Consider the following 12,138-nt stretch of genomic DNA (forward strand, 5'->3'; position numbering starts at 1 on the left):
GAGTGCCGCACGGGATCCACAGCACAGGAATGCACTGCACGGGACACAGCGCACGGAAAATCCACAGGGCGGGCAGGCTGTCGCCCCGCGACGTCACATTGCCCCACAACCAGGCACCGCCTGGATGCGCTGCTTGAGCGCACCCCTCCCGTCGAACGACGCGGCACTGAACCGGAACGGCCCCCCCCATCCCGCGACCCATCAGGAGAACGCCATGACTTCACAGACCGAGCGATTCGCGCATAAGAAGGCCGGGACCACCACGCGTTCGGCACACCACACTGCGCCCCGGGGCGGCAGCTATGTGACCCTGCCCGCCGCCCGGAACGAAATTCCCCGCACCGAGGGAACGTACGTAACGACGCCCGCCGGCCAACCCGGAAACGGCGAGAAGGTCCAGGGCCGCTACGTCACGCTTCACACCCAACACCTGGACGAAACCGAAGGCAGCTATACCCGCCGCGGCTAGCCAATGGACCCGGAGGCAGGACCATGGAGGACGACGGCGGCACCGGAAGCGCCGCCCTCGGCCTCTTCTTTTTGGACAGCACGGCATAGGCTCGAGTGATGTCCCCTCACGCCGGGACGATCAAAGGGCGCCCGTCGTTGGGACTGGTAACGAAAACGGAAGGAGGACTACTTGCTGATTGTGCTGACGGGAATCGACGGCTCGGGAAAGACGACGGCCGCCCGCGCCCTGGCATCCGCCGCGCTGGCTGAAGGCAGGGAAGCCCTGCTTCTTAGCAACTACGCCGGACGGCGCAGGATGTCGCTGCTCTCCGCACGGCTGGGGGTCCGGCTTCCGCCACGGCTGGCCGACGCCGTTGAATCGACCATCCGCTCGGCCAACGTGCTGGTCTCCCACCTCCGGGCCAGCCGGTTCCAAGGACTGGTGGTGATGGACCGGCACCTTCACTGCCAGCTGGCACTCCGTGAGGCCAAGGGGCTGCCGCGGGGACGCGCCCTCCCATGGCTCCTTCGAAAACTTCCGGCCCCCGACCTTGTCATCCACCTCGACATCGACCCGCAGCAGGCCCATGACAGAATCGTGGCGCGCGGCACGGACGAGGAATCCCTTGCCGATCTGACGGCACTGCGCGACGCCTACCGCGCACTTCCGGAATTCAGCGGCTTCACAGTTGTCGATGCCGGCGCGCCGGAGCACCAGCTCCTTGCGGACCTGAGGCGCGCCCTCGCCCAAGCGGAAAAAGCCCGCATCAGCGCGGCAAGACTCAAGGTTTAATCAAGAACTCACCAAGACCGCCGAATCGGCAATTTCCGGCGGTACATTGATTTCAAGCTCTCCGATTTCCCCCCAGAACGGAGAGCCTAGGGAGCCCCCGCGCTCGAGCCAACAGACTCGCGCTGGGGCCCCCGCTCAACTTCACCACCCACCCCCTGCACTCCGGCAGCCTCCGTTCCGGGCGCCCGCCGGAACCGCCCCGACGCTGGCCATCCCGCGGCTCAACCCGATATGGTAAGCATGCTGACGAATTAGGGTTTGTTCGTCATGGCCTGTTCCAAAAGTCGACGAAGGAGACACTGTGAGCACGAGGGTAGAAAAACGAATTCTGGTCAACGTACCGGTAAGCACGGCCTACAACCAGTGGACGCAGTTCGAGGAGTTTCCGCACTTCATGGGCGGGGTGAAGAGCGTGACGCAGCTCAGTGACGACCGCCTTGAGTGGGTCGCCGAGATCGCCGGCGTCAAACGGAAATGGGAAGCCAAAATCCTGGAGCAGATCCCTGACCGCAAAGTTGCCTGGGCCGCCACAGAGGGCGCCACGAACGCCGGATCGGTCGAATTCGAAGACGTCGGCGGCGGGCAGACCTCCGTGCGGCTCTTCATCGACTACGAGCCCGAGGGGCTGGTGGAGAAGGTCGGTGACAAGCTGAACGTGGTGGAACGCCAGGCCGAGTCCGACCTCCAGAAGTTCAAGGAATTCATCGAGGACGAACGGTATGCCAGCGGCGCCTGGCGCGGCTCCGTCAACGAGGGCGCTTCCGTGGGGACACCCGGCGTCGAACAGGCGGCGGAGTCACGCGGAGACAGCGGCAAGGCCGGCGTATCAGGCAAGCTCGCTGCCGGAGTCGGGGTAGCCGCAGCAGCAGCGGCCGGAGCCGTCGCCGCAACGCGCAGCGGTGAGTCCGATACGGGCACCACGGTGCCGGTGGCCGGAGACACCGCCACGCCAGCGGTGGCGCCGACATACACGAACACGGCTGACACCACCGGGGCTGGCACCACCGAGGCCGGCACCACCGGGACAGCGGCCATTCCGGGAGCAACCGCGGGAACCGGGGCGGCCGGCGCGACTGCCGGCGGGTCGGCCCTGTCGGACGACGCCATCGCTCATCCCTTTGACCAGACCAATGGACTCATTGACGACGAGGGCGATTCGGACGAAACCGCGACCAGTGACACGCTGAGCGCGGCCGACCGCGACGAGGCCGCCGATCGCGGCCCCGGCACAGTTCCGCCCGCAGGCGGGACGCTGGGACAGCACTAGCAGCCCAACCGAACTGAAGGGACGACGGCGGGACTCCCGCCGTCGTCCCTTGCTTTTCCGTCGCCCGGGCTCCTTAATGGTTGTCACTCAGCGGTCTCCGCTGAAAGCATTGGAACGTCCCGGAAGGCCCAGCCCCCATGACAGCAGCGGAGTCCAGACACTGGCACCCTGACCGGTCCCTTGCCCTCCGCGACACCGCGCTCCCCTGTCTGCCCTACCTGCTGGACAACCACCGCCTGTCCGAACTGCTCGGCGAATCCGTGCACGTCACGAGGGTCCGCTACAGCCCGCGGACGTCGCTGCTGGTGGCCTTCCGCCGCACCCGGAACGGAAGCTTCAACTATGGCTGGGCACTGACACGGGCTGCCAAAGGGAACGGCAAGCTCCGCAGGCGTGAAGAGGCATCCAGAACACTCGGCGGGGATGTCCGCATCCTTCATCCCGACCCGAAGCTGCCGGACGCCATGGTGGCCGTGGGCAGCGTCGAGGACGACTGGGGGCTGCAGGAGAATCTTGCCTGGCTGCGCGAGCATGGACCGGAGCGGCTCGGCCTCCGCCTTCCCTCGGGGACCAGCCTCCTCGCAGGCTCCAGTTCCGTGCTTCGCTACAAGCCCGGGCGCTGCCTGGTGCTGCTGCTTCCCAACGCGGGGGCGCCCCTCGTAGTCAAGGCTTCCGCGAAGCCGCTCGATACCGGGCACCGGCAATTCCACGAAACCCTGCATCTGAACGGGGTCCCGGTCCTGCCGGAGCTGGGCACCTCTGAATGCGCCAAGCACGGAATCAGCGCCTGCGCAGCCTGGGGCGGGGGAGATCTGGCGGGACTCGACGAGGGCGACGGAGCCCGGCGCGCGGGTGAAGCCCTGGCACGGGTCCACGCCATGCCCCCGCCGGCGGATCCCGGCAGCGGCGGGCCTTCCCGGCCATCCGCTCTTTCCGACCGGCTTGCCGAAATCCGCTCCATGGTGGCCTCGCTGGTCCCCGCGCTGGAGGACCCCGCACGGCGCCTGGAGGCCGCGCTCCGGATGCTGCCCGCGTCGCCGGGATCCCGGGAGCCCGTCCTGGTGCACGGCGATTTCTCCCCCGAACAGGTACTCGTCCACGGGCCCGACGTCCGCATCCTCGACTTCGGCCGGGCGCACACCGGCGCACCCGAAGCCGACCTGGGATCGTTTGCAGCAGCAGAAGAAGCCGGCCAGCCGCTCGCCGGAGGGCCGTCCGCAGGCGGCCCAACCACCGCCGGACTGGCTGAGGGTTACGCCGGGGCCGGTGGCCGGTTCAGCCAGAGGGACGTGAACGCGTGGGCGGCAGTTCGGTTGTTTACGCGCTGTTTGGAGCCCTTCAACGAGCGGGCATCGGACTGGGCGGCGGACATGGCCTGGCACCTTCGCAGGGCACAGGAGCTGGTTGGTTCGTGAACCGAACAGCGGCCACCCAGGCGCCTCACTGTGCCTGAATGACCGCTGTTTCGGTGGCTTATTCGGTGTTGCCTCAAGCCACCGGGTCGGGTGATCCGGTGTGCTTCTTGTGGGTTTGCATCAGGTGCAGCTGCAGTTTCGCCTCTGCTTCCCGCCGCCGCCGGGCCTGCTCGCGCAACTTCCGCGTGGCCTCGGAGCCTTCGGGATGGAATATTCCGGCCCTTCGATTTCGGGGAACGCCACCGCCGGAGGGTGCCGCCGCCATCATCTCGTCGCTCATGCCGGTATCCTCACACGCCCGTGACGCAGCCGGAAGGGCCGTGACTGTAATGTGACCGGATCGAATCTGGCGCCCGCCATAATAGCCCGCCATGAATAAGGGCCGGCGGCGCTTTTGGGAAGGCACCCCGGCTCACGGGGTTCTGCCGTCGGCCCCACCTTTATTTTACGAGCCAGGCGCAGTCACAGACAGGGAGGTTCCCGCATTTCTTGGGCTTCCGGCAGATCTGCACCACTTTGGCCCGGGGAGATTGCCTTGCCCACCGCTCCCACATCCCCGCCCCTTGACTCGCGCGCCCTCCTATCCCTACACTTTTCATAAAGCAGAATCTAAATTCCACAAAGCGGAAACCGTAAAGTGAAGCAAGGGAAGATAGATCAAAGCCCCTCCTCGGAAGGACCTACGATGACGTACACAGTGAACTGCTCCATCCTCCTGACGGAGCTGCCCTTGCTCGAGCGCCCCGCCGCCGCGAAGGCAGCCGGTTTTGACGCCGTCGAGTTCTGGTGGCCCTTCGACACCTCCGTCCCCACCGACGCCCAGGTCACCGAGTTCGAGAACGCCATCAAGGACGCCGGCGTTCAGCTCACGGGCCTGAACTTCAACGCCGGCAACATGCCGGGCGGCGACCGCGGCCTGGTCTCCTGGCCCGCACGCTCCACCGAGTTCCAGGACAACATCGACGTCGTCGCCGGCATCGGCGAGCGCCTCGGCTGCAAGGCCTTCAACGCCCTCTACGGCAACCGCGTCGACGGCGAATCCGCCGAGAAGCAGGACGCCATCGGCGCCGAGAACCTGGCCGCCGCAGCCAAGGGCGTCGCGCACATCGGCGGCACCGTCCTCCTCGAGCCGGTCAGCGGCGCACCCCGTTACCCGCTCCTCACGGCCGAAGACGCGCTCAAGGTGATCGCCCGCGTCAAGGCGGAATCCGGCGTGGACAACATCAAGCTCCTCGCCGACTTCTACCACCTGGCGGTCAACGGGGACGACGTCGAATCCGTCATCGAGAACCACGCCAAGAGCTTCGGCCACATCCAGATCGCCGACAACCCCGGCCGCGGGGCTCCCGGAACCGGCGAGCTTCCCCTCGGCGAGTGGATCGCCCGCAGCCGCGCACTCGGCTACCAGGGCTACATCGGACTCGAATACAAGGAACCGCAGGAGACGGCTTTCGCCTGGGCAATCCGCGAGCACGCCTCCCGGTAACCCCCGCCCGCACACCTGCGCGAATAAACAAAGACTTCAGTAAAGGAAACACAATGAGCAACGTTGCAGTCATCGGACTCGGAATCATGGGCCTGCCCATGGCCATCAACCTCGTCAAGGCCGGCCACACGGTCACCGGCTTCAACCGCAGCCAGGACAAGATCGACAAGCTCGTCTCCGAGGGCGGCAAGGGCGCCACGAGCATCGCGGACGCCGTCAAGGATGCCGACGTCGTCATCACCATGGTGCCGGACTCCCCCGATGTCGAGGGCGTCGTCAGCGGCCCCGAGGGCGTCTTCGCGAACGCCAAGAAGGGTGCGCTGTGGATCGACGCCTCCAGCATCCGCCCCGACGTGGCCAAGCGCCTGGCCGAAGAAGCAGTCGAGGCGGGCATCCGCCCGCTCGACGCCCCGGTCTCCGGCGGCGAGCAGGGCGCCATCGACGCCGTCCTGTCCATCATGGTCGGCGGCGACGCGGCCGACTTCGAGGCTGCGCAGGACGTCCTGAACGCCGTCGGCAAGACCATCGTCCACGTCGGCCCCTCCGGCTCCGGCCAGACCGTCAAGGCTGCAAACCAGCTGATCGTCGCGGTCAACATCGAGGTCCTCGGCGAAGCCATCGCCTTCCTCGAGGCCTACGGCGTGGACACCGACGCAGCCCTCAAGGTCCTCGGCGGCGGGCTTGCCGGCTCCAAGGTCCTCGACCAGAAGGGCCAGAAGATGCTCGACCGCAACTTCGACCCCGGCTTCCGCCTGGCCCTGCACCACAAGGACCTGGGCATCGTCACCTCCGCCGCCCGCGAAGCCAACGTCTCCATCCCGCTCGGCGCCGTCGTCGCCCAGCTCGTCGCCGCCACCGTCAACCAGGGCGACGGCGGCCTGGACCACTCGGGACTCTTCAAGCAGGTCCTGCAGCTCAGCGGCCGCGAGTAAAGCACCTCCGGCAATAGCCGGCTAACAAGCAAAACCGGAGTACCGCCGTCGTAATTTACGACGGCGGCTCCCTCAGCACACCCAAAAACAGACTTTCAAGGAGCACACCATGACGAAGATGCGCACAGTTGACGCAGCCGTCGCCATCCTGGAAAAGGAGGGCGCCACGGAGGCGTTCGGCCTGCCAGGCGCGGCAATCAACCCCTTCTACTCCGCCATGCGGGCCCACGGCGGCATCCGCCACACTCTGGCCCGCCACGTTGAAGGCGCCAGCCACATGGCGGACGGCTACAGCCGCGCCGCGGACGGCAACATCGGCATCTGCGTCGGCACCTCCGGCCCGGCCGGCACCGACATGATCACCGGCCTGTACGCCGCGTGGGCCGATTCCATCCCGATGCTCTGCATCACCGGCCAGGCCCCCGTGGCCAAGCTGCACAAGGAAGACTTCCAGGCCGTGGACATCGAGTCCATCGCCAAGCCCGTCACCAAGATGGCCATGACCATCCTGGAGCCGGGCCAGGTTCCGGGCGCCTTCCAGAAGGCGTTCCAGCTGATGCGCTCCGGCCGCCCCGGCCCCGTGCTGCTGGACCTGCCCATCGACGTGCAGATGGCCGAGATCGAATTCGACATCGACACCTACGAACCGCTGCCCGTCGAGAAGCCCAAGGCCAGCCGCAAGCAGCTGGAAAAGGCCCTGGACATGCTGACCTCGGCCAAGCACCCGCTGATCGTGGCCGGCGGCGGCATCATCAATGCCGGCGCTTCCGCGCAGCTGGTGGAGCTGGCCGAGCTGCTGAACGTTCCCGTCATCCCCACCCTGATGGGCTGGGGCGCCATCGCGGACGACCACCCGCTGATGGCCGGCATGGTGGGCCTGCAGACCTCGCACCGCTACGGCAACGAGAACTACCTGCAGAGCGACTTCGTGATCGGCATCGGCAACCGCTGGGCCAACCGCCACACCGGCGGCCTGGACACCTACACCGCGGGCCGGAGGTTCGTGCACATCGACATCGAGCCCACCCAGATCGGCCGCGTGTTCTCCCCGGACTTCGGCATCGCTTCCGACGCCGGCGCGGCGCTGGACGGCCTGCTGGAACTGGCCCGTGAACGCCGCACCGCGAACACCCTGCCGGACTACTCCGCCTGGGTTGCCGAGTGCTCCGGACGCAAGGCGACCCTGCACCGCAAGACCCACTTCGACAACATCCCCATCAAGCCCCAGCGGGTGTACGAGGAGATGAACAAGTCCTTCGGCAGGGACACCACCTACGTGTCCACCATCGGACTGTCCCAGATCGCCGGCGCCCAGATGCTGCACGTCTTCGGCCCGCGCAAGTGGATCAACGCCGGCCAGGCCGGTCCCCTGGGCTGGACCGCTCCGGCAGCGCTGGGCGTGGTGCGCGGCAAGCCGGAGGAGACCGTGGTTGCCCTGTCCGGCGACTACGACTTCCAGTTCATGATCGAGGAGCTGGCCGTGGGCGCGCAGTTCAACCTGCCGTACATCCACGTGGTGGTGAACAACTCCTACCTGGGCCTGATCCGCCAGTCGCAGCGCGGGTTCAAGATGGAACAGAACGTGTCCCTGGCTTTCGAGAACATCAACAGCCCGGAAACAAATGGCTACGGCGTGGACCACATCAAGGTGGCCGAAGGCCTGGGCTGCAAGGCCATCCGCGTCGAGGACCCCAACGACATGGGCGCTGCTTTCGACAAGGCCAAGGCCCTGGCCGCCGAGTTCCAGGTTCCCGTGGTGGTTGAAGTGATCCTGGAGAAGATCACGAACATCTCCATGGGCACCGAAATCAACGCCGTGAACGAATTCGAGGAACTGGCCGAGACCAGCGAAGACGCCCCCACCGCAATCCTCGCCCTGCAGCCCTAAGCCGCAGCGCCAGAAAGAACAGGCACCGCCATGCGCATTGTGATCGCGCCGGACAAATTCAAGGGCTCGCTCTCCGCCCCGGATGTCGCCCGGCACCTGGAGAAGGGCCTGCAGTCGGCCGTCGGCCACAACCTGGAGGTCCTCCGGATCCCCGTGGCCGACGGCGGCGAAGGCACCTTGGATGCCGCCGCCGGCTCCGGCTTCACGCGCCGGAGCGCCGTGGTCAGCGGCCCTACCGGGCAGCCGCTCACGGCAGAGTTCGCGGTCCGCGGGCGGGAGGCAGTCATCGAGATGGCGGCTGCCTCCGGCCTGGCCGTCCTGCCCGGCACCTCCGGGAACGGCGGTCAGCCGGATTCCACGACTGCCCGGACCTCCAGCAGCCTGGGCACTGGAGAACTCATCCGGGCAGCCCTGGACGCAGGGTGCCGGCGGATCGTTCTGGGCGTCGGCGGAAGCGCCAACACCGACGGCGGCGCCGGGCTCCTGCAGGGACTCGGCGCCAGGCTCCTCGACGCCGACGGCAACGAACTGCCTCCGGGCGGCGCTGCCCTCGCCCGGCTCGCGAGCATCGACTTCTCCGGCTTCGACACCCGGCTGGACGATGCCCGCTTCATCCTCGCCAGCGACGTGGACAACCCGCTGCTGGGACAGGACGGGGCACCGGCCATCTTCGGCCCGCAAAAAGGCGCGACGGCGGCGGACGTGACAGACCTCGACGCCGCCCTCGCCCACTTTGTGGACGTCCTCGCCGCCGAGATCGGCCCCCGCGCGATGAAAGCCGCGGGCGCGCCGGGCGCCGGGGCGGCCGGTGGGGTTGGCTACGCGGCCATCGCGGTCCTGGCCGCGACCCGCAGGCCGGGCATCGACGTCGTCCTCGAATTCACCCAACTGGCCGACCGCCTCGAAGGCGCCGATCTCGTTATCACGGGTGAGGGCAGCCTGGACGAGCAGAGCCTGCTGGGCAAGACGCCCGTGGGGGTGGCCCGCGCAGCCGCCGCGGCCGGCGTTCCGGTGGTGGCCGTCTGTGGCCGCACCACCCTCACGCCGCGGCAGCAGCGGGAATCCGGCTTCCGGCAGGTCTACCCCCTGACCTCGCTGGAGGCCAAGGTAGAAGTATGCATAGCCGAGGCAGGACCTCTGCTTGAAGAATTGGGAAAGCACATCGGGCGGGAGCTGGGAGCCCTGACGCCCGCCCGCGCCAATATAAAGGAGCCCCTGAATGTCTGAAGAACGATTTGACCTGGTCATCCGGGGCCAGCGCATCCTCACCACTGCCGGCATCGCCGCGCGTGAAGTGGGTGTGCGCGGCGGCAAGATCGTCGCGATCGAGCCGCTCGGCAACGGCCTGTCCGGCGCTGAAGTGATCGAACTCGGCGACGACGAGACACTCATCCCCGGCCTGGTGGACACCCACGTCCACGTCAACGAGCCCGGCCGCACCGAGTGGGAGGGCTTCGCGTCCGCCACCCGCGCCGCTGCCGCCGGCGGCGTCACCACCATCATCGACATGCCGCTGAACTCCATCCCGCCCACCACCAACGTGGACGGCCTCAAGCTCAAGCGCGAAGTCGCCGAGGACCAGGCGTTTGTTGACGTCGGGTTCTGGGGCGGCGCCATCCCCGGCAACAAGGCCGACCTGCGCCCTCTGCACGACGAGGGCGTGTTCGGCTTCAAGTGCTTCCTGCTGCACTCCGGCGTGGACGAGTTCCCGCACCTGGACGCGGACGAGATGGAGGAGGACATGCGCGAGCTGAAGTCCTTCGACTCGCTCATGATCGTCCACGCTGAGGACTCGCACGCCATCGACCATGCCCCGCACCCGGGCGGCGACCAGTACTCCACGTTCCTCGCCTCCCGCCCCCGCGGCGCCGAAAACAAGGCCATCGCCGAGGTCATCGAGCGTGCCCGCTGGACCGGCGCCCGCGCCCACATCCTGCACCTGTCCTCCTCGGACGCGCTGCCGATGATCGCCTCCGCCAAGCGCGACGGCGTCCACCTCACCGTGGAGACGTGCCCGCACTACCTCACGCTGATGGCCGAGGAAATCCCCAACGGCGCCACCGCTTACAAGTGCTGCCCGCCCATCCGCGAGGCCTCCAACCGCGAGCTGCTCTGGAAGGGCCTGCAGGAAGGCACCATCGACTGCATTGTCTCGGACCACTCCCCGTCGACGCTTGACCTGAAGGACCTGGAGAACGGCGACTTTGCCGTGGCCTGGGGCGGCGTCTCCTCGCTGCAGCTGGGCCTGTCGCTGATCTGGACCGAGGCCCGGCACCGCGGCATCCCGCTGGAACAGGTCGTATCCTGGATGGCCGAGAAGCCCGCCGCCCTGGCCCGCCTCTCCAACAAGGGCCAGCTGGCCCTCGGGTACGACGCCGACTTCTCCATCTTCGCGCCCGACGAGGCCTTCGTGGTGGACGTCTCCAAGCTGAAGCACAAGAACCCCATCACCCCGTACGACGGCAAGGCACTCTCCGGCGTCGTGCGCCGCACCTACCTGCGCGGTGCTGTGGTGGACGGACAGACCCCCAGCGGCAAACTGATCCGCCGCGGCGGCGTCTGAGGCGTCCTGCCATGGCTGTTCATGCCCACACGCCGGCTCCGAGGGGACGGTGCGCGCCCACTCTTAAGGCGCGGGGACTGGCCGTCTGGGTGACCGTCGGGGCAGGGCAGGAAATCGATGATGCCGTCTTGGCACGCGCCGCCGAACTGGTGCTGGCGCGCGCCCTGAAGATTGCCCCGGAGGCGGAAGTCCACTGGCCCGCCGCCGGAGCTGCAACGTCCGCCGTCGGGATCACACCCGCCGCGATGCCCCCTGGGGAGGGGGCACCGGCGGGGCCCGACGGCGGCACTCCCACGCCGTCGTCGTCCTCCCCGGAGGACTCCCCGCACGAGGACGACGACGGCGCCTCCTTCCTTCCGCCGTCACCCGGCCCTGTCAGCCGGGTCGCCGTCGACCTCGCCAAAGGCGAGGTGCTGCTGGACGGTAAAGCTGTGTCACTTACCGGCGTCGAATTCACGCTCCTGCGCTACCTCGTGGAGAATTGTTCACGAACGATCAGCCGGGAGGAACTGCAGCAGTTCCTGGAGCGGTTCGACAATCCCGGTGCTGCGCCCCGCTCGATCGACGTGTATGTCGGGCGGGTGCGGCGGAAGCTGCGCGGCGGCCGCCATGCGATCGCCACCGTCCGCGGCGGAGGCTACCGGTTTGTTCCCGGTCCTGCCGCAACCGTACGCGGACCGGCGGAATACAGCATCTAGCTGGGCTGTTATCCACTTGAGCATTGTTGTCCGACCAGCTTTGTACCGCAGATTCATCTACAGCACAGTTATGTACTGCACGGTTATGTACAGCACAGCTGTGCATTGCACGATCCATCCGAAGGAAAAGCCATGAGCACCCAACTGACCACGAAGCTCCAGCCCGGAACCCAGGCGCCTGACTTCACCCTGCCGGACGCCGAAGGCAAGCACACCAAGCTGGCCGACTACCGCGGCAAGAACGTCATTGTCTACTTCTACCCCGAGGCGGCCACCCCCGGCTGCACCACCGAAGCCTGCGACTTCCGCGACAACCTGGCCTCCCTGCAGGGCTCCGGCTACGAGGTCCTCGGGGTCTCCCCCGACGCTCCGGAAAAGCTGGCCAACTTCACCGGCGACTTCGAGCTGACCTTCCCCCTCCTCGCCGACGAGGACCACGCAGTGGCCCTCGCCTACGGCGCCTGGGGTGAAAAGCTCGTCGACGGAGAGGTCCGCGAGGGCATCGTCCGCTCCACGGTTGTGCTGGACCCCGAAGGCAAGGTCAAGCTGGCCCAGTACCAGGTCAAGGCCCAGGGCCACGTCCAGGCGCTGAAGGAAGCCCTCGGCGTCTAAGCCACCCTCCCTCACCTGTTGCAGCCAAACGCCA

General features: G+C 67.4%; 12 protein-coding genes. 11 read left to right on the forward strand and 1 reads right to left on the reverse strand.

Annotation, left to right across the window (positions count from 1 at the left end; all coding sequences use genetic code 11):
- The first annotated feature begins 214 nt into the window (after positions 1 to 214).
- The 4 genes from AC5RUM_RS20715 to AC5RUM_RS20730 all read left to right on the forward strand — a co-directional run bounded on the left by AC5RUM_RS20715 (position 215) and on the right by AC5RUM_RS20730 (position 3,925).
- Positions 215 to 469 (forward strand): hypothetical protein, encoded by a 255-nt coding sequence (locus tag AC5RUM_RS20715; RefSeq protein WP_494036708.1) that lies wholly within the window; start codon positions 215 to 217, stop codon positions 467 to 469.
- A gap of 171 nt (positions 470 to 640) precedes the next feature.
- Positions 641 to 1,243: an AAA family ATPase gene (locus AC5RUM_RS20720; protein ID WP_494036709.1), complete on the forward strand. Its 603-nt coding sequence runs from the start codon at positions 641 to 643 to the stop codon at positions 1,241 to 1,243.
- Positions 1,244 to 1,544: 301 nt separating this feature from the next.
- Positions 1,545 to 2,510, forward strand: a complete 966-nt coding sequence (locus tag AC5RUM_RS20725) for an SRPBCC family protein (protein WP_494036710.1) — start codon at positions 1,545 to 1,547, stop codon at positions 2,508 to 2,510.
- A 137-nt stretch (positions 2,511 to 2,647) separates the two neighbouring features.
- Positions 2,648 to 3,925 (forward strand): phosphotransferase family protein, encoded by a 1,278-nt coding sequence (locus AC5RUM_RS20730; RefSeq protein WP_494036711.1) that lies wholly within the window; start codon positions 2,648 to 2,650, stop codon positions 3,923 to 3,925.
- A 73-nt stretch (positions 3,926 to 3,998) separates the two neighbouring features.
- On the opposite strand, the gene AC5RUM_RS20735 is transcribed toward AC5RUM_RS20730, so the two are convergent.
- Positions 3,999 to 4,205, reverse strand: a complete 207-nt coding sequence (locus AC5RUM_RS20735) for a hypothetical protein (RefSeq protein WP_494036712.1) — start codon at positions 4,203 to 4,205, stop codon at positions 3,999 to 4,001.
- A 405-nt stretch (positions 4,206 to 4,610) separates the two neighbouring features.
- Here AC5RUM_RS20735 and AC5RUM_RS20740 point away from each other — a divergent pair, with 405 nt between their 5' ends.
- From AC5RUM_RS20740 to bcp, 7 genes are all read left to right on the forward strand, one after another.
- Positions 4,611 to 5,411, forward strand: coding sequence for a hydroxypyruvate isomerase family protein (locus AC5RUM_RS20740; RefSeq protein WP_494036713.1), 801 nt, complete (start codon positions 4,611 to 4,613; stop codon positions 5,409 to 5,411).
- 53 nt (positions 5,412 to 5,464) lie between these two features.
- Positions 5,465 to 6,343: a 2-hydroxy-3-oxopropionate reductase gene (locus AC5RUM_RS20745; protein WP_494036714.1), complete on the forward strand. Its 879-nt coding sequence runs from the start codon at positions 5,465 to 5,467 to the stop codon at positions 6,341 to 6,343.
- A 109-nt stretch (positions 6,344 to 6,452) separates the two neighbouring features.
- Complete coding sequence (gcl, locus tag AC5RUM_RS20750; protein WP_494036715.1) at positions 6,453 to 8,231, forward strand: glyoxylate carboligase; 1,779 nt, start codon at positions 6,453 to 6,455, stop codon at positions 8,229 to 8,231.
- Between the two features lie 30 nt (positions 8,232 to 8,261).
- Positions 8,262 to 9,458, forward strand: coding sequence for a glycerate kinase (locus AC5RUM_RS20755; RefSeq protein WP_494036716.1), 1,197 nt, complete (start codon positions 8,262 to 8,264; stop codon positions 9,456 to 9,458).
- Complete coding sequence (gene allB, locus AC5RUM_RS20760; RefSeq protein WP_494036717.1) at positions 9,451 to 10,794, forward strand: allantoinase AllB; 1,344 nt, start codon at positions 9,451 to 9,453, stop codon at positions 10,792 to 10,794. The genes AC5RUM_RS20755 and allB overlap by 8 nt, the downstream gene beginning before the upstream one ends.
- Positions 10,795 to 10,805: 11 nt before the next feature.
- Entirely contained in the window at positions 10,806 to 11,492 is a 687-nt protein-coding gene (locus AC5RUM_RS20765; protein WP_494036718.1) for a winged helix-turn-helix domain-containing protein, read from the forward strand.
- Positions 11,493 to 11,624: 132 nt separating this feature from the next.
- Positions 11,625 to 12,104 carry a thioredoxin-dependent thiol peroxidase gene (gene bcp / locus AC5RUM_RS20770; protein WP_494036719.1) on the forward strand — a complete coding sequence of 160 codons (480 nt, stop codon included), beginning with the start codon at positions 11,625 to 11,627 and terminating at the stop codon, positions 12,102 to 12,104.
- Positions 12,105 to 12,138: the final 34 nt, after the last annotated feature.

It is taken from the genome of Arthrobacter sp. B2060 (assembly GCF_059090445.1).

Excerpts from the sequence above, each read along its gene's own strand:
- AC5RUM_RS20730 (WP_494036711.1), top strand. The coding sequence starts at position 2,648 with ATGACAGCAGCGGAGTCCAGACACTGGCACCCTGACCGGTCCCTTGCC.
- gcl (WP_494036715.1), top strand. The coding sequence starts at position 6,453 with ATGACGAAGATGCGCACAGTTGACGCAGCCGTCGCCATCCTGGAAAAG.
- AC5RUM_RS20740 (WP_494036713.1), top strand. The coding sequence starts at position 4,611 with ATGACGTACACAGTGAACTGCTCCATCCTCCTGACGGAGCTGCCCTTG.
- bcp (WP_494036719.1), top strand. The coding sequence starts at position 11,625 with ATGAGCACCCAACTGACCACGAAGCTCCAGCCCGGAACCCAGGCGCCT.
- AC5RUM_RS20755 (WP_494036716.1), top strand. The coding sequence starts at position 8,262 with ATGCGCATTGTGATCGCGCCGGACAAATTCAAGGGCTCGCTCTCCGCC.
- AC5RUM_RS20765 (WP_494036718.1), top strand. The coding sequence starts at position 10,806 with ATGGCTGTTCATGCCCACACGCCGGCTCCGAGGGGACGGTGCGCGCCC.
- allB (WP_494036717.1), top strand. The coding sequence starts at position 9,451 with ATGTCTGAAGAACGATTTGACCTGGTCATCCGGGGCCAGCGCATCCTC.
- AC5RUM_RS20745 (WP_494036714.1), top strand. The coding sequence starts at position 5,465 with ATGAGCAACGTTGCAGTCATCGGACTCGGAATCATGGGCCTGCCCATG.
- AC5RUM_RS20715 (WP_494036708.1), top strand. The coding sequence starts at position 215 with ATGACTTCACAGACCGAGCGATTCGCGCATAAGAAGGCCGGGACCACC.
- AC5RUM_RS20735 (WP_494036712.1), bottom strand. The coding sequence starts at position 4,205 with ATGAGCGACGAGATGATGGCGGCGGCACCCTCCGGCGGTGGCGTTCCC.